Source organism: Bradyrhizobium sp. USDA 327 (assembly GCF_041262065.1).
In the GTDB taxonomy this organism is placed as follows: domain Bacteria; phylum Pseudomonadota; class Alphaproteobacteria; order Rhizobiales; family Xanthobacteraceae; genus Bradyrhizobium; species Bradyrhizobium liaoningense.
Genome location: NZ_JBGCCW010000001.1, coordinates 3,635,762 through 3,659,117 on the forward strand (window position 1 = coordinate 3,635,762; position 23,356 = coordinate 3,659,117).

Annotated in this window: 21 protein-coding genes; 13 read left to right on the forward strand and 8 right to left on the reverse strand. The window is 63.9% G+C overall.

The genetic code is table 11. The features are described from left to right. Positions 1-89 precede the first annotated feature (89 nt). The 6 genes from topA (at position 90) to rpmG (ending at position 8,400) form a co-directional block, all read left to right on the forward strand. On the forward strand, positions 90-2,864 hold the full coding sequence (gene topA / locus ABIA42_RS16740) for a type I DNA topoisomerase (RefSeq protein ID WP_370123139.1): 2,775 nt from the start codon (positions 90-92) through the stop codon (positions 2,862-2,864). 7 nt (positions 2,865-2,871) lie between these two features. Then, positions 2,872-5,238, forward strand: coding sequence for a ribonuclease R (rnr, locus tag ABIA42_RS16745; protein ID WP_370123136.1), 2,367 nt, complete (start codon positions 2,872-2,874; stop codon positions 5,236-5,238). Beyond that, the gene (locus tag ABIA42_RS16750; RefSeq protein WP_271529451.1) at positions 5,232-5,672 is read left to right on the forward strand and encodes a DUF983 domain-containing protein; all 441 of its coding nucleotides are present in this window, start codon (positions 5,232-5,234) and stop codon (positions 5,670-5,672) included. Before rnr ends, ABIA42_RS16750 begins: the two co-directional genes overlap by 7 nt. 32 nt (positions 5,673-5,704) lie before the next feature. After that, positions 5,705-6,457, forward strand: a complete 753-nt coding sequence (locus ABIA42_RS16755; RefSeq protein ID WP_370123133.1) for an NUDIX hydrolase — start codon at positions 5,705-5,707, stop codon at positions 6,455-6,457. A 241-nt stretch (positions 6,458-6,698) separates the two neighbouring features. Beyond that, positions 6,699-8,024 carry an LLM class flavin-dependent oxidoreductase gene (locus ABIA42_RS16760; protein WP_370123130.1) on the forward strand — a complete coding sequence of 442 codons (1,326 nt, stop codon included), beginning with the start codon at positions 6,699-6,701 and terminating at the stop codon, positions 8,022-8,024. A gap of 208 nt (positions 8,025-8,232) precedes the next feature. Next, entirely contained in the window at positions 8,233-8,400 is a 168-nt protein-coding gene (rpmG, locus tag ABIA42_RS16765; protein WP_007603295.1) for a 50S ribosomal protein L33, read from the forward strand. Positions 8,401-9,595: 1,195 nt separating this feature from the next. Here the strand turns inward: rpmG and ABIA42_RS16770 are convergent. From ABIA42_RS16770 to ABIA42_RS16780, 3 genes are all read right to left on the reverse strand, one after another. Then, on the reverse strand, positions 9,596-10,459 hold the full coding sequence (locus ABIA42_RS16770) for a cation diffusion facilitator family transporter (protein WP_370123127.1): 864 nt from the start codon (positions 10,457-10,459) through the stop codon (positions 9,596-9,598). A gap of 325 nt (positions 10,460-10,784) precedes the next feature. Further along, a complete protein-coding gene (locus tag ABIA42_RS16775) occupies positions 10,785-12,146 on the reverse strand; it encodes an amidohydrolase family protein (protein ID WP_271529575.1) in 1,362 nt (453 codons plus the stop codon). 171 nt (positions 12,147-12,317) lie between these two features. Beyond that, entirely contained in the window at positions 12,318-12,521 is a 204-nt protein-coding gene (locus ABIA42_RS16780; protein ID WP_028181690.1) for a hypothetical protein, read from the reverse strand. Positions 12,522-12,971: 450 nt separating this feature from the next. Between ABIA42_RS16780 and ABIA42_RS16785 the strand changes: the two genes are divergently transcribed. Further along, positions 12,972-13,982 (forward strand): DUF4105 domain-containing protein, encoded by a 1,011-nt coding sequence (locus tag ABIA42_RS16785; protein WP_370123124.1) that lies wholly within the window; start codon positions 12,972-12,974, stop codon positions 13,980-13,982. Positions 13,983-14,230: 248 nt separating this feature from the next. Here the strand turns inward: ABIA42_RS16785 and ABIA42_RS16790 are convergent, their stop codons facing one another. Further along, positions 14,231-15,469 carry an MFS transporter gene (locus ABIA42_RS16790; RefSeq protein ID WP_370123121.1) on the reverse strand — a complete coding sequence of 413 codons (1,239 nt, stop codon included), beginning with the start codon at positions 15,467-15,469 and terminating at the stop codon, positions 14,231-14,233. A gap of 129 nt (positions 15,470-15,598) precedes the next feature. Between ABIA42_RS16790 and ABIA42_RS16795 the strand changes: the two genes are divergently transcribed. Next, positions 15,599-16,198, forward strand: coding sequence for a TetR/AcrR family transcriptional regulator (locus tag ABIA42_RS16795; protein WP_370123118.1), 600 nt, complete (start codon positions 15,599-15,601; stop codon positions 16,196-16,198). Between the two features lie 348 nt (positions 16,199-16,546). On the opposite strand, the gene ABIA42_RS16800 is transcribed toward ABIA42_RS16795, so the two are convergent. Beyond that, entirely contained in the window at positions 16,547-17,920 is a 1,374-nt protein-coding gene (locus ABIA42_RS16800) for a PleD family two-component system response regulator (protein ID WP_028177872.1), read from the reverse strand. A 14-nt stretch (positions 17,921-17,934) separates the two neighbouring features. Then, entirely contained in the window at positions 17,935-18,300 is a 366-nt protein-coding gene (locus tag ABIA42_RS16805; RefSeq protein WP_271529458.1) for a response regulator, read from the reverse strand. Positions 18,301-18,537: 237 nt separating this feature from the next. Between ABIA42_RS16805 and ABIA42_RS16810 the strand changes: the two genes are divergently transcribed. Genes ABIA42_RS16810 through ABIA42_RS16820 form a run of 3 tightly spaced genes read left to right on the forward strand, consistent with a single transcriptional unit; the run spans position 18,538 to position 20,551 of the window. Next, positions 18,538-18,849, forward strand: coding sequence for a DUF3572 domain-containing protein (locus tag ABIA42_RS16810; RefSeq protein WP_028177874.1), 312 nt, complete (start codon positions 18,538-18,540; stop codon positions 18,847-18,849). Continuing rightward, a complete protein-coding gene (locus ABIA42_RS16815) occupies positions 18,846-20,135 on the forward strand; it encodes a DNA polymerase IV (protein ID WP_370123114.1) in 1,290 nt (429 codons plus the stop codon). Before ABIA42_RS16810 ends, ABIA42_RS16815 begins: the two co-directional genes overlap by 4 nt. Continuing rightward, on the forward strand, positions 20,135-20,551 hold the full coding sequence (locus ABIA42_RS16820) for an ACT domain-containing protein (protein ID WP_370143794.1): 417 nt from the start codon (positions 20,135-20,137) through the stop codon (positions 20,549-20,551). Before ABIA42_RS16815 ends, ABIA42_RS16820 begins: the two co-directional genes overlap by 1 nt. Before the next feature lie 12 nt (positions 20,552-20,563). Here the strand turns inward: ABIA42_RS16820 and ABIA42_RS16825 are convergent, their stop codons facing one another. Next, a complete protein-coding gene (locus ABIA42_RS16825) occupies positions 20,564-20,965 on the reverse strand; it encodes a RidA family protein (protein ID WP_370143795.1) in 402 nt (133 codons plus the stop codon). A gap of 76 nt (positions 20,966-21,041) precedes the next feature. Then, positions 21,042-21,887, reverse strand: coding sequence for a cell envelope integrity EipB family protein (locus tag ABIA42_RS16830; protein ID WP_271529461.1), 846 nt, complete (start codon positions 21,885-21,887; stop codon positions 21,042-21,044). 222 nt (positions 21,888-22,109) lie between these two features. On the opposite strand from ABIA42_RS16830, the gene ABIA42_RS16835 reads away from it, so the two are divergent. Continuing rightward, entirely contained in the window at positions 22,110-22,577 is a 468-nt protein-coding gene (locus ABIA42_RS16835; RefSeq protein ID WP_008130072.1) for a RidA family protein, read from the forward strand. Between the two features lie 5 nt (positions 22,578-22,582). Further along, a complete protein-coding gene (locus ABIA42_RS16840; protein WP_370123110.1) occupies positions 22,583-23,329 on the forward strand; it encodes a glycerophosphodiester phosphodiesterase in 747 nt (248 codons plus the stop codon). The last annotated feature ends 27 nt before the right edge of the window (positions 23,330-23,356 follow it).

Consider the following 23,356-nt stretch of genomic DNA (forward strand, 5'->3'; position numbering starts at 1 on the left):
AGGCCGCACCACCCATGTTCGGGTCGAAACGGCCGACCCGAGTCCTTTCGTTTTCGGCCCAAGATTTTCCCGTAAGTTACTGGAACTACATGAATATCGTCATCGTGGAGTCGCCGGCGAAAGCCAAGACGATCAACAAATATCTGGGCTCGTCCTATGAGGTTCTGGCCTCGTTCGGCCATGTCCGCGACCTGCCCGCGAAGAACGGCTCCGTCGATCCCGATGCCAATTTCAAGATGATCTGGGAGGTCGATCCCAAGGCGGCCGGCCGGCTCAACGAGATCGCCAGGTCCCTGAAGGGCGCCGACCGCCTGATTCTCGCCACCGACCCTGATCGCGAGGGCGAGGCCATCTCCTGGCACGTGCTGGAGGTGCTGAAGGAAAAGCGCGCGCTCAAGGACCAGAAGATCGAGCGGGTGGTGTTCAACGCCATCACCAAGCAGGCGGTCTCCGAGGCGATGAAGCATCCGCGCCAGATCGACGGCGCGCTGGTCGACGCCTACATGGCGCGCCGTGCGCTCGACTACCTGGTCGGCTTCACTCTCTCCCCCGTGCTGTGGCGCAAGCTGCCGGGCGCGCGCTCGGCCGGCCGCGTGCAGTCGGTGGCGCTGCGCCTCGTCTGCGACCGCGAGCTCGAGATCGAGAAGTTCGTGCCGCGCGAATACTGGTCGCTGATCGCGACTCTGCTTACCCCGCGCGGCGATGCGTTCGAGGCCCGCCTCGTCGGCGCCGACGGCAAGAAGATCCAGCGCCTCGACATCGGCACCGGCGCGGAGGCCGAAGACTTCAAGAAGGCGCTGGAGGCAGCCAGCTACACCGTGACCGCGGTCGATGCCAAGCCGGCCCGGCGCAATCCGCAGGCGCCCTTCACCACCTCGACGCTGCAGCAGGAAGCCAGCCGCAAATACGGCTTTGCGCCAGCGCACACCATGCGCATCGCCCAGCGCCTCTATGAGGGCATCGACATCGGCGGCGAGACCACCGGACTCATTACTTATATGCGTACCGACGGCGTGCAGATCGATCCGTCCGCGATCACCCAGGCCCGCAAAGTGATCGGCGAGGATTACGGCAACGCCTATGTGCCGGATGCCCCGCGCCAGTACCAGGCCAAGGCCAAGAACGCCCAGGAAGCGCACGAAGCGATCCGCCCGACGGATCTGTCGCGCCGGCCGGACAGCCTGAGCCGCAAGCTCGATGCCGATCAGGCGAAACTCTATGAGCTGATCTGGAAGCGCACGATCGCGAGCCAGATGGAATCCGCCGAGCTCGAGCGCACCACGGTCGACATCGCGGCGAAGGCAGGCTCCCGCACGCTGGAGCTGCGCGCCACCGGCCAGGTCGTCAAGTTCGACGGTTTTCTGGCGCTCTACCAGGAAGGCCGCGACGACGAGGAGGACGAGGATTCCCGCCGTCTGCCCGCCATGAGTTCGGGCGACGCGCTGAAACGGCAGAGCCTGTCCGTCACCCAGCACTTCACCGAGCCGCCGCCGCGCTTCTCGGAAGCTTCCCTCGTCAAGCGCATGGAAGAGCTCGGCATCGGCCGGCCCTCCACCTACGCCTCGATCCTCCAGGTCCTGAAGGACCGCGGCTACGTCAAGCTGGAGAAGAAGCGCCTGCACGGCGAGGACAAGGGCCGCGTCGTGATCGCGTTCCTGGAGAGCTTCTTCAGCCGCTACGTCGAATACGACTTCACCGCGGGTCTTGAGGAACAGCTCGACCGCATCTCCAACAACGAGATTTCCTGGCAGCAGGTGCTGAAGGACTTCTGGCGCGACTTCATCGGCGCCGTCGACGACATCAAGGATCTGCGCGTCGCGCAGGTGCTCGACGTGCTCGACGAGATGCTGGGGCCGCACATCTATCCGCCGCGCGCCGATGGCGGCGACGTCCGCCAGTGCCCGAACTGCGGCACCGGCCGGCTGAACCTGAAGGCCGGCAAGTTCGGCGCCTTCGTCGGCTGCTCGAACTATCCGGAATGCCGCTACACCCGTCAGCTCGCCGCCGACAGCGAAGCGACCGCCGATCGTTCGCTCGGCCAGGACCCCGATACGGGTCGCGATGTCTGGGTCAAGGCCGGCCGCTTCGGCCCCTATATCCAGCTCGGAGAGCAGAAGGATTATGAAGAAGGCGAGAAGCCCAAGCGCGCCGGCATCCCGAAGGGCACCTCGCCCAGCGATGTCGACCTCGAGCTCGCGCTGAAGCTGCTGTCGCTGCCGCGTGAAATCGGCAAGCATCCGGAAAGCGGTCTTCCGATCACCGCCGGCCTCGGCCGCTTCGGCCCGTTCGTGAAGCACGACAAGACCTACGCCAGCCTGGAAGCCGGCGACGAGGTGTTCGACATCGGCCTCAACCGCGCGGTGACGTTGATCGCGGAAAAGGTCGCCAAGGGTCCGAGCCGCCGCTTCGGCGCCGATCCCGGCAAGGCGCTCGGCGATCATCCAACGCTCGGCACCGTCACCGTCAAGAGCGGGCGTTACGGCGTCTATGTCACGGCCGGCGGCGTCAATGCGACGATCCCGGCCGAGTTCGAGAAGGATACGATCACCCTGCCGCAGGCAATCGCACTGATCGACGAGCGCGCGGCCAAGGGTGGCGGCAAGAAGACCACCAAGTCGGCGAAGAAAGCGGCGAAGCCGGCCAAGGGCAAGAAAACTTCGGACAAGAAAGCTGCGGACGGCGAAGACGCCGCGCCAAAACCGAAGAAGCCGGCCGCGAAGAAAGCCGCGGCCAAAACCAAATCCGAATCCACCAGCAAGGCGCGCGCCGCCGTGCCGTCGACCGCCAAGACGTCGCCGACCAAGGCCGCCGCCACCAAGAATCCTGCAAATACTCCGGCCAAGAAGAGTGCCGGCAAGAGTTAGAGGTTAAGTGAAACGCAAGAAAGACCATGGCTTTCCCGACAGGAGCGCCATCGTCGCCTTCATCAAGGCAAATCAGGGAAATGTCGGGACCCGCGAGATTGCGCGCGAGTTCGGCCTGAAGAACGCCGACCGCGTCGAGCTCAAGCGCATGCTGCGCGAGCTCGCCGACGACGGCATCATCAAGAAGAGGCGCCACAAGGTCTCCGAACCGGACACGCTTCCGCCGACGCTGCTCGCGGACATCACCGGCCGCGACTCCGATGGCGAATTGATCGCCTCCCCGGCCGAATGGGACGAGGTCGAGAGCGGCGAGCCGCCGAAGATCCTGATCGAGATGCCGCGCCGGCCGAAGCCCGGCACCGCGGCCGGCGTCGGCGACCGCGCGCTGCTGCGCGTCGAGCGCTCGGACGAGACCGAAGGCCCCGCCTGGCGCGGCCGCATCATCAAGGTCATCGACAAGGCCAAGAGCCGCATCCTCGGGGTGTTTCGCGAGCTTCCCGAAGGCGGCGGACGGCTTGTCCCCGTCGACAAGAAGTTCGCCGACCGCGAGCTGAATATCGCCAAGACCGATACGCACGGCGCGCAGGACGGCGATCTCGTCAGCGTCGACATCGTCCGCTCGCGCGGCTTCGGCCTCGCCTCCGGCCGCGTGAAGGAGAAGCTCGGCTCGGTCAAGTCGGAGAAGGCGATCAGCCTGATCGCGATCTACGCCCACGACATCCCGCTGCAATTCTCCGCCGCCGCCGAGCGCGAGGCGGAGGCGGCCGAGCCCGCCAATCTCAGGGGACGCGAGGACTGGCGCGACGTCCCGCTGGCCACGATCGATCCGCCGGACGCAAAAGATCACGACGACGCGGTCCACGCGCAGCCCGACGACGATCCCAACAACAAGGGCGGCTTCATCGTCAACGTCGCCATTGCCGATGTCAGCTTCTACGTCCGCCCGGGCACTGCGCTCGATCGCGACGCGCTCGACCGCGGCAACTCGGTCTACTTCCCCGACCGCGTCGTGCCGATGCTACCCGAGCGCATCTCCAACAATCTCTGCTCGCTGGTGCCGGGCGAGCCGCGCGGCGCGCTCGCGGTGCGGATGGTGCTCGGCCCGGACGGGCGCAAGCGTTCGCACAGCTTCCACCGCATCCTGATGCGCTCGGCGGCCAAGCTCAGCTACGCGCAGGCACAGGCTGCGATCGACGGAAAGCCTGACGATATCACCGGCCCCCTGCTCGATCCGATCCTGAAACCGCTCTATGCCGCCTATGCCTGCGCCAAGCGCGCACGCGACGAGCGCGATCCGCTCAATCTCGATCTGCCCGAGCGCAAGATCCTGCTGAAGAGCGACGGCACGGTCGATCGCGTCGTCGTGCCTGAGCGGCTCGATGCGCACAAGCTGATCGAGGAGTTCATGATCCTCGCCAACGTCGCGGCAGCCGAGATGCTGGAGAAGAAATCGCTGCCGCTGATCTACCGCGTGCATGACGAGCCGACGCTGGAGAAGGTCCACGCGCTCGCGGAATTTCTGGAGACGCTCGACGTCCCCTTCACGAAATCAGGCGCGTTGCGCCCGACGCTGTTCAACCGCGTGCTGGCCCAGCTCGAAGGCCATGACTACTATCCGCTGGTGAGCGAAGTCGTGCTGCGCGCCCAGGCGCAGGCCGAATATTCCTCCGAGAATTACGGCCATTTCGGCCTGAATCTGCGCCGCTATGCGCATTTCACCTCGCCGATCCGCCGCTATGCCGACCTCGTCGTGCACCGCGCGCTGGTCCGCGCGCTCGGCCTCGGTGAAGGCGCCCTGCCCGACAGCGAGACGCCTGAGACCTTGAGCGAAGTCGCCGCCCACATCTCTGTGACCGAACGGCGCGCGATGAAGGCGGAGCGCGAGACCGTCGACCGCCTGATCGCCCATCACCTCGCCGATCGCATCGGCGCAAGTTTCCAGGGCCGCGTCTCCGGCGTGACGCGCGCCGGCCTGTTCGTCAAGCTGAGCGAGACCGGCGCCGACGGGCTGATCCCGATCCGATCCCTCGGCACGGAATATTTCAACTATGACGAGAGCCGTCACGCGCTGGTCGGCACACGCAGCGGCACGATCTATCAGCTCGGTGACGTCGTCGACGTCCGTCTGATAGAAGCAGCCCCGATCGCGGGCGCACTGCGCTTCGAATTGCTGTCGTCGCAGAGCGAGAGCTCCCCAAGGGAGCGCAGGCCGTTCCGCCCGCAACGCAAATCGTCAAAGGCCCATCCCGGACGCAGCCCAGAGAAAAAACGCAAGCCGGAGACACAGAAATCCGGCAAGGGGAAGAAGGGTCAGGGGAAAAACCAGACGAAGAGCAAGGGAAAAGGCAAGGGACAGAAGGGCAAGGCATGGTGACGATGAGCACGGCCCCGAAGATCTGGACGCGCGAGAGCGGCCTCGTCGAGAAGCGCGATCTCTGGACGGCGATGAAGCGCGGCTTTCGCGGCCGCTGCCCGCGCTGCGGCGAGGGAAAGCTGTTCCGCGCCTTCCTGAAGACGGCGGACAATTGCGCGACATGCGGCCTCGACTTCACGCCGCACCGCGCCGACGATCTGCCCGCCTATCTCGTCATCGTCATCGTCGGCCACATCGTGGTGCCGGCGGTTTTGTGGATCGAGACCAACTACACCACGCCGGTCTGGATCAGCTTCGCGGCCTATCTGCCCTTCACCTTCGTCGCCTCGCTCGCGCTGCTGCAGCCGGTGAAGGGAGCTGTGGTCGGCTTGCAATGGGCTCTGCGCATGCACGGGTTTGACGAGAACCCTCCGGATGGTATTCCGCCCGTGTAAGCAAATAAGCAAGAAGCGGTTTGGGTGAGGACATGACGGATATTGCGCAGGCAGCGGAGAAAACCAAGGTCCATGAGGAGAAGGAAGCCGACCATCATCCCTATTTCCGCCCACGGGATGCGGCGACACTGATCCTGGTCGATCGCAGCGGCGCCAGTCCGAAAGTGCTGGTCGGCAAGCGGCACGACAAGGTGGTGTTCATGCCCGGAAAATTCGTCTTCCCGGGCGGCCGCGTCGACAAGGCCGACCATCGCGTGCCGTGCGCTGCGCCCATCACCGCGGAGTTGGAGACCAATCTCGCCAAGGGCAGCCCGAAGACGCCGGCCTCCCGCGCGAAATCGCTCGCCATTGCCGCGATCCGCGAAGCCTGTGAAGAAACCGGCCTGTGCCTCGGCCGCAAGGCTGAGGGCAAGGTGACGAGGCTCGACGGCCCCTGGAAGCCGTTTGCGGATGCGGGCCTGCTGCCCGATCCCTCCGGCCTGTTCCTGATCGCGCGCGCGATCACCCCGCCCGGCCGCGTCAAGCGGTTCGACACGCGCTTCTTCACGGCCGACGCGTCCGCGATCACCCATCGCGTCGAGGGCGTGATCCATGCCGATGCGGAGCTGGTCGAGCTGGTCTGGGTCGAGCTCGGCTCGAAACCGCTCGCCGATCTGCATCCCATGACGCGCAACGTGCTCAACGAGCTCGACAACCGCCTTGCCACCGGCCCGCTCCGCCACGATGCGCCGGTGCCGTTCTTCCATTTCTACGGCGGCAAGATGCAGAAGGATATTTTGAGCTAGGCTCAGGGCCGCCACGCCCTCGTCCGTCATTCCGGGGCGCCGCGTCAGCGGCGAACCCGGAATCCATTGGGCCGCCGAGACTGCGGGGAGATGGATTCCGGGTTCGCGCCAGGAGGCGCGCCCCGGAATGACGTGCTGAGAGATCTGCAAAAAACAAAATATTCTTCCCGCCGTACCTAATGGCGGAGTTTCGCCGCGTCCCTATGTCTTCCCGAGCGTCACCAAAAACGGACACCGGGCGATGGCACAACGGCAACTCAAGCTTGGCGCGTTCATGCGCCCGATCAGCATCCACACCGGCGCCTGGCGCTATCCCGGGGCCTGGCCCGACGCCAATTTCAACTTCGGCCACATCAAGACGCTGATCCAAAAGCTCGAGGCCGGCAAGTTCGACGCCTTCTTCATGGCCGATCACCTGGCCGTGCTGAACATGCCCATCAACGCGCTCAAGCGCAGCCACACCGTGACCTCGTTCGAACCGTTCACGCTGCTGTCGGCGCTCTCGGCCGTCACCGAGCGCATCGGCCTGATCGCGACAGGCTCGACCACCTTCGACGAGCCCTATCACGTCGCCCGCCGCTTCGCCTCGCTCGACCATCTCAGCGGCGGGCGTGCGGGGTGGAATATCGTCACCACCTCGAACCCGGACGCGGCGCTGAATTTCGGCCTCGACGATCACATGGAGCACGCCGAGCGCTACAAGCGCGCCCGCGAGTTCTACGACGTCGTCACCGGCCTGTGGGATTCCTTCGCCGACGATGCCTTCGTTCGCGATGTCGAAAGCGGCCTGTTCTTCGATCCCGCGAAGATGCACACGCTCGACCACAAGGGCAAATATCTGAAGGTGCGCGGGCCGCTCAACATCGCCCGTCCGGTGCAGGGCTGGCCGGTGATCGTGCAGGCCGGCGCCTCCGAGGACGGCAGGCAGCTCGCGGCTGAGACCGCGGAAGCCGTGTTCACCGGCGGCGGCAGTCTCGCCGACGGCCAGAAGCTCTACGCCGACATCAAGGGCCGCATGGAGAAGGTCGGCCGCGATCCCGAGCACCTGAAGATCCTGCCCGGCGCCTTCGTCGTGGTCGGCGACAGCGTCGATGAGGCCAGGGAGAAGCGCGCTTTGCTCGACAGCCGCGTGCACTACGACAGCGCCATCGCCTCGCTCTCCGTCATCCTCGGCACGGATGCCTCCGGCTTCGATCCCGATGGCCCCCTTCCCGAGATCCCCGAGACCAACGCCAGCAAGAGCGGTCGCCAGCGCATGGTCGATCTCGCCGCCCGCGAAAAGCTCACCGTGCGCCAGCTCGCCCAGCGCGTCGGCGGCTATGGCGGCCTGTCGTTCGTCGGCACCGCCAAAACCATCGCTGACCAGATGGAGGAATGGCTGGTCGGGCGCGGCTCCGACGGGTTCAACATCATGTTCCCGTTCCTGCCCGCCGGCCTCGACGATTTCGTCGACAAGGTGGTCCCGGAGCTTCAGAAGCGCGGGATTTTCCGCAAAGAGTATGAGGGTGCCACTTTGAGGGAGAATCTGGGGCTGCCACGGCCGAAAAACCGGTTCTTCGAGGCCTGATCGGCCCGTTTTGAGTGGTTTTCCGGCCCTAGAGCTCCCTTCGGGGCTCTAGGTTGTTGTTTTTGACGCGTTTTCTTGACGCGAACCGGTGCTCACTTCGCTCGAAAACGCTTCGAAACCTTGACATCAGGCGGTTTCTGGCTAGGTTGCCGGCCAACGCGGGCCGTTTGGCCGGCTCCAGATTCCCCGATATTCTGAGGTTCAGAACATGGCCAAAGCGGTCACCATCAAGGTCAAGCTCGTGTCCTCGGCCGACACCGGCTTCTACTATGTCGCCAAGAAGAACTCGCGCACCATGACCGACAAGCTGGTCAAGAAGAAGTACGATCCGGTCGCGCGCAAGCACGTCGAATTCCGCGAAGCCAAGATCAAGTAAGATCGCGGGACGTTGAAGACTTTGACGGGGCCCTCACGGGCCCCGTTTTCATTTTCTCCGCTGCATGTCCCGGACGGCTGCAGCGTACAACGCTGCTGCGCAGAGCCGGAATCCAGAAAGCAACACGGCACACCGCGAAGACATGGGTCCCCGGCTCTTCGAGCCTAACAGGCAACGATGGACATCAACGCCAGCCTGTGTGCGAGCGGCCCGCGCAACGACGCTAAGCGCATCTATGGCGGCGGAACCAGGCCCTATAAAGAATGTGAGCGAGCCCACAGATTTTCGCTCGGAAGTATGTCAAGCTAGCTAACAGGTTTGGCGATTGGGGTGGGGTAGCATTCATGGAAACCGTGAAACGTTGTCGTGCCCAGTCCACTGAATGCCTCAGCTTGATGCAATCAGCGCGGGACGAGACTGAAGCAAGACTCCTCAAGTCTCTGTCGCAAAGCTGGGTCCGCCTCGCAAACCAGATTGATCGGTACAAATCGTTTCGTTCGACGCGTGACAAGCGGCCTGCCGCTTAGCTACACGCGCCGCTGCACGATCCACTCTGAGCCCGGAAATCCGCGAGGCGATAAGCCTGAAGCGCCCGGCGTCAGACGTCGGAGATGACCGTCGTCTAGCTCGAGGACAAGTTTGCTCGGCGACGAACTCACCACCCAGGTGCTGATGATAGTTGCATCACCGAGTATGATCGGCAGGTCGGTTCCTGCCGGTGGATAGTCGTGCGACACGGAATTGGTCCTCAGCCACACCTTAACTCCGGTCTCAAGTGTCCAATGCGTCGTATGGCCCGCCCATTCCATGTCTTAGTCCCTGTGGCGAGGGGCGTGCTAGCGGTTTTGCGACGAGACGACTTGACGTCCGACAACTCCAGCAGGGCAGACTGCAACATGGCTTCGATGGGTTGGCCTCGTCCCGCTGAACCCTTCTCGGGAAGACCTGGGTGGCTAGACTGGGGCGCCGTTCCCTGCCGCACTAATGAGCAGGTTTCTGTGGCTCGTATCCCGACAAACGTGATCGGTCGGTCCTGGTCACGACCTCAACCGAAGCCCTGGACGTTCGCTCTGGGTCAGATGCACCCACTGAGGGTAGAGCGATCAACGTCCGCTCTACTGCTACAGCAGCCCTATGCGGCTTCCCTCTTCGCCTTCGGGCCACAACCCGACGTCGTCCGCTCGCTCACAACCGCTCACACTTGGCCACGCGCGCGCGTGGCCACGTTCAAGTCACTGCGTGCGTCCTTGATGATGGAAAACGCCGATTGCAGGAACAGGCCAGCGATGATGACCGCTACCACTAGGTCCGCCCACGGCGTTCGCGTCCAAGCGACGAGTAAGGCCGCGATGACGACAGCCACATTCCCGATAGCGTCGTTCCGGCTGAACAGCCACACTGCGCGCACATTGGCATCGCCATGTCGGTGTGGAAGGAGAACAACAGCCGCAGCTATATTCACGGCAAGAGCGATCAGGCCGAGCACGCCCATCAGTTGCGCTTCCGGCTGCTGAACGACCAACACGCGATAGACGGTTGCGACGAGCACACTTATGCCCAGAACGCCCAGAAAAATTCCTTGCAACATTGCCGCCTTGGCCCGTGCGGCCAGCCCCCACCCCACAGCAATCAGCCCTAGGAAAGAGATCATTCCGTCGCCAAGAAAGTCTAGCGCGTCCGCCTTGAGCGCCTGAGAGCCAGCGATAAACCCGCCGATGGTTTCGATGACGCCATAACCGGCATTGAGCAGAACCACAATCCATAGGGCACGCTTGTAAGCGGGCGTGACATGGGAGAGGTCCACAATCTTGTCGTCGGCATCGTTCGCGTCTAGACGCGCGAGCATATAGCCCAGCCCAGCGACCGTTCGCTCAAGCTCGGGCAGCGGAGCCGCCTTTTCATCAATGTGGAGCCTCATTTCCTGCGAAGCAATTGAAACTCTTGCTTCCAGCACGCCCGAGATTGCACGCGCCGCTATTTCGATTTTCTCGGCACACGACGAACAATCCATGCCCATGACGCGATAACGCACTGGCTCAACTAGTTCTGCCGTCTCCATATCGAGGCATCCTTGGTATCGAGCATCCTTGTTATTTGGCTCGCCACTCTACATCCTGTAGCTACTACAGGAGCCAGTACCATGTTGCCCATCTACCGGATCGTCGAAATCTTCTTGCACCGCACGGCCGGACCATACATCTGGGTCGGATGCGCCCATTGACGGCAGAGCGATCAGCGTCCGCTCTACCTGCTACAGCAGCCCTATACGGCTTCCCGAACCTCTCTTCGCCTTCGGGCACAAGCGGAATTACCCGGCACGGGTTGGTACTTCGCTTTGGGATCGAGCGCGACCTCGTCCATCGAACAGGGCGATGACGTTGCTGCTAACGCGCAAGCGTATCTTTGTAGATAATTCCATCTTTCATGATGATCTTGAAATTGTTGGCGGGGTCGGCAAGAAGGCCGATATTGTCCAGGGGATTTCCGTCGACGAGCAGCAAATCCGCGAGTGCGCCCTGTTCCACGACGCCGAGTTTGCCGGGATAAGGATTCCGCTTGCCCGATAGCGCCAGCAGTTCGGCGTTCGTCGATGTCGCCATGGTCAGCGCTTCGGCAGGCGTGTACCAGCGAGCGAGTGAGGCCAGGATGGCCCCCTGTTGACGCGCGAGCGCTGCGGAGAACAGGACGTCGGTGCCCCACGCCGTCTTGATCTTGTACTTCCTCGCCAACTCGTAGGATCTGGCTATGCCGGGCCAGACCTCATCCGCCTTGGCTCGCTGGATGGAGCCTACGGGAAAGCCCAGCCTCAAGTCCTCGGGGAGAGGCTGTATGCTCAACCAGACACCCTTCTCTGCCATCAGTTTCGCTGTTGCGTCGTCCATCAGGAAGCCGTGTTCGATACACTTCACCCCAGCCGCAATGGCTCCCCGAATCGCAGCAGACGTAAAGGCATGCGCAGCGACGTACGTGCCCCAATTCTCAGCCGCTTCAACGGCGGCGCGTATTTCGGGTTCGGTGAACGTGGTCACGTCGATCGGACTGAAAGGCGACGACACTCCGCCGCCAGCCGTCAACTTGACCTGGGAAGCGCCTTGCATGAGCTGCTCGCGGACACGGACGCGGACCTCGTCGGGGCTGTCCGCAATCATTGCCCCACCGGTCTGTTCCATGCGGGTGAGCATGCCGCCGATCGTCCGCGGCAGGTCGGTAAGCTGGCGGAAATCCCCGTGCCCACTCGTGACAGTAATGACCGCGCCGGACGGATAGATGCGCGGACCCTTGATGATACCTTCGTCGATGGCGCTCTTGAGCCCGAACACCGGCCCGCCCACATCTCGAACGCTGGTAAAGCCGCGCATGAGAGTGTGCGTGGCCTCGTCGCCAGCGACAAGATTGACGTAGCCGACGTCGCCGAACGACTGTGCCGGCGTGACCCGGATCAACATCGCATGCCAATGGTTGTCGATGAGGCCGGGCATCAGTGTGCGTCCGCCGCCTTCGACAATGCGAATGTCCGCCGGGATATCCACCGCTATCGGCTGTAGCGAGATTGATTCTATCTTGTTGCCGCGCACCAAGACGTTGGAGGAGGCAGACAGCGTGGCGCTCTTCCCATCAAAGATGCGGACGTTCTGAAAGAGCGTGGCCGCGCCATCTGCCTGAAGCGCTTGCTGCGCCAGGCTCGCTCCACCGAGCCAGGTCGAGAGCACCACCGCGATCGACAGCGAACGGCATGTTCCGCTCATCGACGGTCGGATCCGCCGCGCACTGTACAATTTGTTCAAGAGAGTTCCTGACATCATCGCGCACGGTCCCCCTCGTTGCGTATCGGCTGCGTTCGGTTGAAGCGGCCAGACCTTCGCGATTGCGATGCCGTGCGTGGCTCTTGCAGCGACAGGCCGATCTCGCGGCCTCGGTCAGAGCGGATCGCCCTGGTTGCGCCTCATGATCTTGAGAACCAGGAAGATCGCGCCGGCAACCAGGAAGGCAACACCGATCGCGGTGACTCCGCTGGACTCGCTGCTCAAGCCGAGCGCCGTGAATAGCAAGCCGAAAAGCAGGAGAAGGATACCCGCGAGTTTCTTGATCAGGAGGATTGGTCTTTCAGCTGCGATCGCCATCAGCGCACTCCCTTTTATCGACTCGTTTCCACTATGCCGTTCTCGTCGCCGGCGGCCATGCATAGGTCAGCCAGGCTATGCCGTGAGAGATCAGGTCGACGACGAGCACAAATCCGAGCACCCAAAGGCCTGTCATCGGGAACCCCGTGAGAATAACGAGGCCAGCGAGAATTCCGAATGCGCCGCAGCATCACCCAGCCCGCATCCTTCCAGTGGCTGAGGCCCAGAAAGAGGCGGACAAATCCAGATATCGGCAGCAACAAGCCCACTACGAAGGTGAGGTCGCGCAGCCCTTTGAACGCACTGTAAAAAACGAGGCCATCGCTTCTCGTTCGCGAAGAGCTACTGTAGCGTGCAACTATTCACAATGAAACGACAGGTGATCTGACACAACGGAGCTGTAGAAAGGCATTGCCGGAGCTTTGCGGCAGGAGCAGCCAGGTGATTTCAGTGCGTAAATTCGTATCAATGTTGGTCAGGTGGCCGGGAAAGCCAATTGGCTCTCTCATTCGGATCATGCTCGTCACATGGGCCGTACTGGCCATCTACTACTCGAACTTGCCTTGGGGTGGGCTGCGTACGATTTCGGCCGGAGCGTTTGCGGGCTTTGCGATTTGGGCGCTCTGGCGTTCGCGCCAACGGCGCACGTCCGTTCTCTTCCTCGTCATGTTTTTCGGTGTCGTCGCATGGTGGATCTCAATCCCTCCATCACACGATCGCCATTGGCGACCGGAAGTCGCGGTGATGCCGCGGGCGGCCATCGACGGCGACCGCGTGCGCCTGACCGGTGTCCGTAACTTCGACTACCGAAGTCGAAGCGACCTCACGGTGCGCTACGAGGAGCGCGAGGTGTCGCTGTCGCACTTGATAGCCCTCGATTTCTACGTTTCCTATTTCACCGAGGGGCCAGTCGGACACACGTTTGTGAGTTTTGTCTTCGACAACGCGCCACCACTGGCCATCTCCATCGAGACGCGTCCTGAGGTCGGCGAAGGCTTTGCGCCCGTCGCCTCATTGTTCAAGCAATTCGAGCTCATCTACGTGGTGGGTGAAGAGCGTGATGTTGTGGGCGTGCGCACCAACCATCGCCACGAGCCGGTGTACCTGTATCGCCTCAATACATCGGCTGACGACGCGCGCCGGCTGCTAACGATCTATTTGACGCGCATCAACGAACTCGCCGATCAGCCGGAGTTCTACCATCTGTTGACCAACAGCTGCACGATCAACATCGTGCGCTATGCAAATGCGGCGGGCCGACAGGGGCGCTTCGACATTCGACATCTGTTCAATGGACTGATCGATAGCTATCTCTACCACTCCGGCCGGATAGAGGCGACGCTGCCGTTTGATGAACTGAGGCGCGGGTCCTTGATCAACGAAGCCGCACAGGCGGCCGATGGCGCAGCCGATTTCTCACAGCAGATTCGCTTATCCTTGCCGACAATGATGCGATCCTAACCGCAGTGGGCTCACAAGGCTTGTGAGGAGCCGTCGCCGATCCGCCGGGCTCTCCCTCTTCACCCGCCCATGTCCATCTCGGGTCCTGCTTGTCTACGAAAGTTGGCAATGATCGGAGGCGGCGAGCGACCTCTGCCCGGCTTGAACGGAGTGGTAGTCTGCGCTGGGTCACAATCGGCCCATGACGACTAAACAGCGCGGCGTCCGCGGTAAGCTCCCAAGCTGACGAAAGCGACCAGTCGCCCCTGCTACGCCGTCCGCAACACGGGCGCCGGCGGCTGCGACGGGCGGATCAGCGCGAACGCGACCTGCACGATGCCGCCGGCGAGGCCGAGCGCGACGCCGATGCGCCAGGCCATGGTGTAGGAGCCGAGCGCGTCGTAGAGCACCCCTCCCCCATAGGCGCCGAGGAAGCTGCCGATCTGGTGGCTCATGAAGGCGAGGCCCTGGATCATCGCCTGCCAGCGCAGGCCGAACATCTCGGCGACCGCGCCCGCGACCAGCGGGCCGACGCCCATCCACAAAAAGCCCATGATCGCGCCGAACAGCAGCGTCGAGAACGGCGTCGCCGGCAGCGTGAAGTACCAGGCGAGCGCCAGCGAGCGCAGGATGTAGATGCCGCCGAGCAGTGCCAGCTTGTTCCAGCGCTGGCCGGCCCAGCCGAAGAACAGCGAGCCCAGCACGTTGAAGCCGCCGATCATGCCGAGCGTCTGCGCGCTCAGCATCGGATCGAGACCGCAGATCGCCAGATACGACGGCAAGTGCGTGGTGAGGAACACCAGCTGCATGCCGCAGACGAGATAGGCGCAGGTCATCACCACGAAGGACGCATTGCCGAATGCTGTCCTCGCCGCCGTCGCGGCCGTGGCATCTCCGATATCGTCGGCCGCCGGCTTCGGCAGCGGGATCCTGTCGACACGGCCGGCATACCAGGCGGCGGGGATCATCAGCACCGACATGATCACGAAGCCGGCAAGCCCGATGCGCCAGCCGAAACCCTCGTTGAGCATCTGCCCGATCGGCGCCGACAGGAGCGCGCCGAGCGAGCCCGCGCCGGAGACGATGCCGAGCACGGTGGAACGCACCGTTTCCGGCACCGCGCGCGCCGCCACCGACATCGCGATCGCCGCGGCAGTGCAGGCCAGCGACGTGCCGATCAGCACGCCCGCTCCGATCATGATGCTGACGAGCCCGTTCGCGGTTGCCATCAGCGCGAGCCCTGCAATGTACATCAGCGCGCCCGCAATCATGATCGGGCGGAAGCCGTAGCGCACCGTGAGCGCGCCGGCGGGTGGCTGGAGAAAGCCCCAGGCGAGGTTCTGTACGGCCAGCGCCAGCGTGAAATCCGAGATCGAAATGTGGATGTCATGCGTCAGCGGCTGCATGAAGATCCCGAGGCTCTGCCGCAGCCCCATGCTCAGCGTCAGCATGATCGATGCGCCGATCAGGATCGGCAATGTCGGACGCAGGACCTGCAGCAGAGGCATTTTCTTCTCCCTCGTCGGCACGGCGCAAATGCCGTCGTCTGTTTTTGCCGTTGATTTTGGGTACACAGATCTGTTTACATAGGCTATGGATGTCCGGTGCTGTCAAGCGAACAGGACGCGTGCTACCGCATGGCTCCCCCGCCCAAACAACAGACGATGAAAGAGCGGATCCTCGAGACCGCCGACAAGCTATTCTATCTGCAAGGCATTCGCGCCATCGGCGTCGACACCATCGCGGCCGAGATCGGCATCTCCAAGCGCACGCTCTACAACCACTTCCCCTCCAAGGACGCGCTGATCGCGGCCTATCTCGAGCGCCGCTTCGTAGCTCAGCGCCCGTCCGACAAGCCGCCGGCCGAGCAGATTCTCGCGGCGTTCGATTCGCTGGAGCGGCGGTTTGCGGCGAAAGATTTTCGCGGCTGCCCGTTCGTCAATGCAGTCGCCGAGCTGGGCCCCACCGACCGCGCCGTGAAGAAGATCGCCATCGCCTTCAAGGAAAGCCGCCGCATCTGGTTTCGCGAGCGGTTGACCGAGCTCGGCGTCGCCGATGCCGATGCGCTCGCGACGCAGCTCGTGCTGCTGGTCGACGGCTCCATCGCCCAGGACCTCGTGCGCGACGATCCGGCGATGGCGCGCGCAGCGAAGGAAGCGGCAAAGGTGCTGCTGCGCAATGCGGGCGTGGATGTGGGCGATGATGCGGTGAAGCAGCACAAGCGCGCGCCACAATAACCACTGTCGTCCCGGACAAGCGCAGCGAAGCGGAGCGCAGAGCCGGGACCTATAACCACAGGGAGAAGTTAGGCGAAGACCCGTGGTTGCCAGCTCACGCCATAACCGCTCCCTGGGGTCCCTGCGTTCGCAGGGACGACAGTGAGGATGTGGAGGAAGCGTCGACACCTAACTACACGTCAGGACCATTTCGCGATGTTCGCAAAATGCTCCTGTTTTGCCCGACAAGTCAAACGGCTTTGCCGGCCGCCTGCGCATGCCTCTTTGCCACCCGCGTAAGTCCTTGATCCGACTGGCGCCGGCTACTGTGCATGGGGTTGTTTTCGCAACTTTTGTGTCGTGGCGGCCTCAGGCCGCCTGCGACACCACGCGATTGCGGCCGTCGTGCTTGGCGCGATAGAGCGCCGTGTCGGCGCGCTTGAGGACGTCGGCGACCGCCTCGCCCTTCCGCTCCAGCGTGGTGAGCCCGATCGAGATCGTGACCTCGATGCGCTTGGTGCCCTTGTGGATCGCGAACGGCTCACCCGCGATCGAGCGGCGCAGGCGCTCGGCGACCATGCCGGCGACGTGAAGATCGGTCTCCGGCATCACGATGACGAACTCCTCGCCGCCGTAGCGGCAGGCGAGATCGATGCCGCGGATCGACTTGCGCACCCGCACCGCGAACTCGCGCAGCACGTCGTCGCCGGCGTCGTGGCCGTAATTGTCGTTGATCGACTTGAAGTAGTCGATGTCGAGGATCATCAGCGCCAAGGGCTTACCGCGGATCGAGGCCTGCTCGGCGAGGGTCGCGAGATGGCTCTCCATGTAGCGGCGATTGTGCAGGCCGGTGAGCGCGTCGGTGATCGCCATCTCGATCGAGTTCTGCACGTTGTCGCGCAGATGATCGGTGTAGCGGCGGCGGCGGATCTGGGTGCGGGCGCGGGCCAGCAGCTCGGTCTTGTCGATCGGACGCAGCAGGTAGTCGTTGACGCCGATCTCGAGGCCGCGGAGCAGCCGCGTCGAGTTCTCGGGGTCCGCGATGGCCAGGATCGGCACATGCCGCGTGCGCTCCAGCGAGCGCGCCTGGCTGCACAGCCTGAGGCCGTCGAAATTGTTGAGGTCGAGCGAGACGATCAGGAGGTCGTAATTGCCCTCGGCGGCGTGGAACAGCGCCTCCGTCGGGTTCGGCTCGACATCGATGGTGTGCTCGGCAGCGAGGATGGTCGCCAGCCGCTCGTAGGAGGACTCGCGGTCATCCACCAGCAGGATGCGGCCGCCCTTGCCGGTGTCGGCCACGGCGCTGCGCTCCGGCGTCTGCATGCCGATCTCGAGCGAGGTGATGGCGCGCATGCGCAGCTCGTCGGTCATCATCTTCAGCCGGGTCAGCGAGCGCACGCGCGCGATCAGCACGACGTCGGAGACGGGCTTGGTGAGGAAGTCGTCGGCGCCGGCTTCCAGGCCGCGGTTGCGGTCGGCGGGGCTGTCGAGCGCTGTCACCATGACGACGGGAATGTGGTGCGTGGCGGGATCGGTCTTGAGGCGGCGGCAGACTTCGAAACCGTCCATGTCGGGCATCATCACATCGAGCAGGATGATGTCGCATTCGGCGCGCCGGCTGATCGCCAGCGCCTCGGTGCCGTTCGAAGCGGTCATGACGTCGAAATATTCGGCGGAGAGGCGGGCTTCGAGGAGTTTGACGTTGGCAGGAACGTCATCGACAACCAGGATACGCGCGGACACTTTGAACTCACTTCCTATCCGATAAAACGCCGGACCGTCTCGATGAATTTGCCGACCGAGATCGGCTTGGACAAATAGGCCTCGCAGCCGCCCTCGCGGATGCGCTCTTCGTCACCCTTCATCGCGAATGCCGTGACCGCGACGATGGGAATGTTGCGCAGCTCCGGATCGTCCTTGATCCAGCGCGTCACCTCGAGGCCGGAGACCTGCGGCAACTGGATATCCATCAGCACGAGGTCGGGCCGCATCTTGCGAACGAGATCGAGCGCCTCGTAGCCGTTGCTGGTGCCCGAGGTCTGATAACCATGCGCCTCCAACAGGTCGCGGAAGAGCTTCATGTTGAGCTCGTTGTCTTCCACGATCAGGACGGTCTTAGCCATCCCGTCCTCCTGATTGGCACGAAGCCGGATACATGTGACGCCTCAGGCGCCGCTTTCCGGCGCTTCGAAAACTGGATTCAAACTAGCCTCAGATTCGCTCTAGTTTCGTTAAAGCCGAGGGGCCACTTTCTGCGATGTGGTTTCCAGTTGCTTGCCCCGGGTCGCAAGACTCAGGCACGAGACTCGGGCATGATGCAAAGTAGACACCGAAAGTTAACGGAAAGGCAAACCGGGCCCGTGAAAAAGCCTGTTCACAACCCCCGCGAAGTCGCTGAAATCGTTGCGATTCAGGCGCTGTCCTTCGTCGCGAGCGAGCCCGAGCGGCTGGGCCTGTTCCTGGCCGAGACAGGTGTGGGCCCGGAGACCCTCCGGAACGCCGCCTCGGACCCGAATTTCCTCCTTAACGTGCTGGATTTCGTGCTGCGCGATGACGCCACCGTGAAGGCCTTCGCGAGCGCCTCGGAGCTGCATCCGACCAACGTTGCCGCAGCGCGGCAGGTCCTCGGGGACGCGCTCGGCGACCGCTCCTGGGAGCGCGACGTGCCGTGACCGCCCCCGACCCGGCCGGGCCCCGCTGCTTCTGCCGGGATTGTCTGGCCGATCTGGATATGGGGGTGCGGCGCTGCTCGGCCTGCGGTTCCCCTCGCCTCGTCCGCCACCGCGCGCTGGCTGGCCTGACCATCGCCCATATCGACTGCGACGCGTTCTACGCGACGGTCGAGAAGCGCGACAATCCTGACATCGCCGACAGGCCCGTCATCATCGGCGGGGGAAAACGCGGAGTGGTGTCGGCCGCCTGCTACATCGCACGCACCTATGGCGTGCGCTCGGCGATGCCGATGTTCAAGGCGCTGGAGGCCTGCCCGCATGCGACCGTGATCCGGCCGGACATGGCCAAATATGTCCGCGTCGGCCGCGAGGTGCGCCAGGCCATGCAGGCGCTGACGCCGCTGGTCGAGCCGCTCTCGATCGACGAAGCCTTCCTCGATCTCTCCGGCACCGAACGGGTGCACGGCATGATCCCGGCAAAGGTGCTGGCGCGCTTTGCCCGCGACGTCGAGCGTGACATCGGCATCACCGTCTCGGTCGGCCTGTCCTGCAACAAATTCCTGGCCAAGATCGCCTCCGACCTCGACAAGCCCCGCGGCTTCGCCGCGCTCGACCAGGAAGAAGCCCGTTTGATGCTGGCGGAAAAGCCGGTCGGCTTCATCTTCGGCGTAGGGCCCGCAACCCAGGAGCGCCTCGTGCAGCGCGGCTTCCGCATCATCGCCGACCTGCAGAAGGCCGACGAGATCGAGATGATGCGGCAGTTTCCGAGCGACGGCCGCCGGCTGTGGCGGCTTGCGCGCGGCATCGACGACCGCCGCGTCGAGCCTGACCGCGGCGCCAAGACGATCTCCAGCGAAACCACCTTCGAGACCGACATCCGCGATTTCGCGACGCTGGAGAAGATTTTGTGGCGACTGTGCGAGAAGACGTCGTCGCGCCTGAAAAGCAGCGAACTCGCCGGCTCCACCGTGACGCTGAAGCTGAAGACCGCCGACTTCCGCCAGCGCACCCGCTCGCAGTCCATTGCGGCCCCGACCCAGCTCGCCGCAAAGATCTTCTCGATCTGCCGCGAGATGCTGGCCAGGGAGATCGACGGCACCGCCTTCCGTCTGATGGGCGCCGGCGTCAGCGCTCTGCGCGCGGGCTCGCCCGCCGACGACACCGACATGCTCGACCGCCGCGCCGCGCACGCCGAGCGCGCGGTGGACAGCCTGCGCAAGAAGTTCGGCAGCGCCGCGGTGATCCGCGGCATCGCCTATGACGGGCCGGAGAAGGCGCAGGAGTGATGGCGGGTGAACGCGATCTCGATGCGCTGCTGAGTCACATGAGGCCGGAGATCCTGGACGGCATCTTCGTGTTTTGTACGCTTGCGCCGAACGCGAGCATTCCAGCCACCATCAGCCCGATGCTGAAGTTCCGCGAACGCGAAGGAACAACGCTGGTGATGCTGCACGAGCAGGCCGAGCGTGCCGGACTACGCCATGAATTTCCCTCGCGCCTGATCACCTTGACAGTTCACTCCGCACTCGATGCGGTGGGCCTTCTGGCGGCAATCACGGCGCGTCTGGCCGAAGCCGGCATCAGCGTGAACGCCGTGTCGGCCTTCCACCACGACCATCTCTTCGTGCCCGCCGACAGGGCCGACGAGGCGATGGCTGTTCTGCGGGAGATGTCCAAGGCGACGCACTCGTCGCCCAGATAGAGCGCAGCGAAATCAATCCGTGACCGCGATCGCCTCGATCTCGATCAGCCATTCCGGCGCGGCGAGCGCGGAGACGCCGACGAGCGTCGAGGCCGGCGGCTCCATGCCTTCGAAGAAGGCGGAGCGCGCCTTGCCGATGATCGGCCGCAGCTCCGGCTTGTAGTTCACGACGAACGTCGTGATCTTGACGATGTTGGCGTAGGTGGCCCCCGCCGCCTTCAAGGCTTGCCCGAGATTCTGCATCACCTGCGTCGTCTGCGCGGCGATATCGCCCTCGCCGACGATCCGCCCCTCCTCATCCACCGACACCTGGCCGGAGATGTAGATGGTGCGCGCACCGGTAGCGGTCACGACGTGGGAGTAAGCGGGATTGTGATGCAGGCCGCTGGGGCGAAGATGGTCGAGCTTGGGCATGGTGCGTGCCTCCCGGAGTTGTGGTTGGAAGGAAGCGTAGCGGGAGACGGTGTCGAGGGCTAGATGCAACGAACCCTCAATTGCAGGGCTTGCTGTCCTTGACGTCGAACTTGCCCATCGAACCCGAGATCACAAAATCGTTGTAATCGAGCACGAGCTGGCGCGAGACGCCGTTCTCGTAGAGTTCGAACGACATCGCATAGACCGGCGTCTGCTCGCCCTCTTTCTGCTGGGCGTCGCGATCGAAATAGCTGACGGTGACGGGCCAGCGCTTCAGCGACTTCATGTGCTCGTCCGAGGTCGACGGATCGGACGAGGTGGCCCGGTCGGCGGGGATCGGCTGGCCGATCACGGTCAGCGTGTTGTAGACTTTCTGGCCGTCGTCCGAGCCGTCGTAGACGGAGAGCTCGAGCAGCGACTTGCCTTCTTTGGCGGCGGCGATGATGCGCTGGATCTGCTCGGTCGGGAACACGATCTTGCCGTCGAGTGTAAAGCTCTTCGGCGCCGGCAGCTTCAGCTTGACGTTGATGTGGTCGCCGTCGCGCTCGGCCGAGCCGTCGACGCGGCCGGCATCCGCCTCGTTCATGCGCGTCTCGATCTTGAAGCGGTAGCTCTTGCCGGCGGCGTCCTCCCAGGAATTGGAGCGGAGATCGCTGAGCGTGACCTTGCCCTCGCCGCTGTCGAGCTCCGAGACCTGGCGGAATTCCGAGGTATAGCCCTCGCAGGCGTTCCCCGTGAAATTGTAGAGAATGCGGCCGCGGGCACTGTTGACCGAATTGGAGCGCGATTTGACGAGATTGAGGTCATACAGCGCCTGGTGCGCGAGGAACGGACCATTGGCGGCCAGCGCCCCGCCGCCGGGGCCGAAAGCGGCCGCCGCGAGCGCCATCACACCGAGCGAAGTCCGGAAAAGGTGCACCATGTCTGTTCCCTGAGGAAAGCGCAGAATCGACATTTTAATGACCGTTCCATTGCGTCGCAACTGAGGCCGTTTCACGTAAAGTTGCCCCTTCGCGTTGGTCCGCCTCGACAAAATGCGCCCCCTTCCGGTTGCTTGCATGTGACGGCACGATGGGCGAAACAGGGCGCGCCCGGCCTTCAAACGGACGCGCCGGGGCAATGATTTTGGACAACGAGGTCGGACATGGCGGGCACGGTCGAGCAGAAACTGGCGGAACAGGGCATCAAGCTGCATGAGGCCCCCACCCCCGTCGCCAACTACGTCCCGTTCGTGCGGACCGGCAATCTGCTGTTCGTCTCCGGCCAGGTCTGCTTCGACCCCGCCGGCAAGCTGATCGCCAAGGGCAAGCTCGGCGCTGGGGTCTCCATCGAGGAGGGGGCGGCGGCCGCGCGTGGCTGCGCGGTGAACCTGCTGGCCCAGGTCAAGGCGGCGCTCGGCGATCTCGACAAGGTCGTGCGGGTGGTCCGCCTCGGCGGCTTCATCAACTCGGCGCCGGACTTCCTGGACGGCCCGAAGGTGCTCAACGGCGCCTCCGACCTCATGGTCGCCGCCTTCGGCGACAAGGGCCGCCATGCCCGGACCACGGTCGGGGTCGCCTCGTTGCCCGCCGATGCGGCGGTCGAGGTCGAAGGCGTGTTCGAGGTCGCCTGACGCGAATGCGTGCTCCGGATTGGCTGACAGCCCGGCCGGTCGCCCACCGCGGCCTGCACGACATTTCGCGCGGCATCGTCGAGAACATGCCGGGCGCGGTGCAGGCTGCGATTGCGGGCAATTTCACGATCGAGGTCGATATCCAGCTCTCGGCCGACGGCGAGGCCATGGTGCATCACGACCACGCGCTGGGCCGTCTCACCGAGGCCACCGGGGACATCATCTCGAAGACCGCGGCGGAGCTGAGGGCGGTCAGGTTCAGGGACACCGACGAGCGGATGATGTCGCTCAGTGACCTCTGCGCCATGGTCGCCGGCCGCGTGCCGCTGGTGATCGAGGTGAAGAGTCATTTTGGCGGCGACCGCAAGCTGGTGAAGCGGATGGCTGAAGTCTTGGCGTCCTATGACGGCCCGGCGGTCGGCATGTCGTTCGATCCCGACCAGGTGCTGGCGCTGCGCGAATTGCTGCCCTCCCGTCCGCGCGGCATCGTCGCGCAACGGACCTATGAGGATGAGTATTGGGCCAAGCTCACCAGGGAGCAGCGCGACAGCATGCTGTACCTTCGCCATGGCTTCCGGACCCAGCCTCACTTCGTCGCGTTCAAGGTCGATCACCTTCCGGCCCCCGCCCCCTGGATCGCGCGCAACGTCTTCGGCTGCGCCCTGCTCGGCTGGACCGTCCGCACCCCGGAGCAGCGGACGCGGGTCGGCCAATATGCGGACCAGATGATTTTTGAGGGGTTCGTGCCGTAGGGGGCGTTGTCGTCGCCGCACATAAGC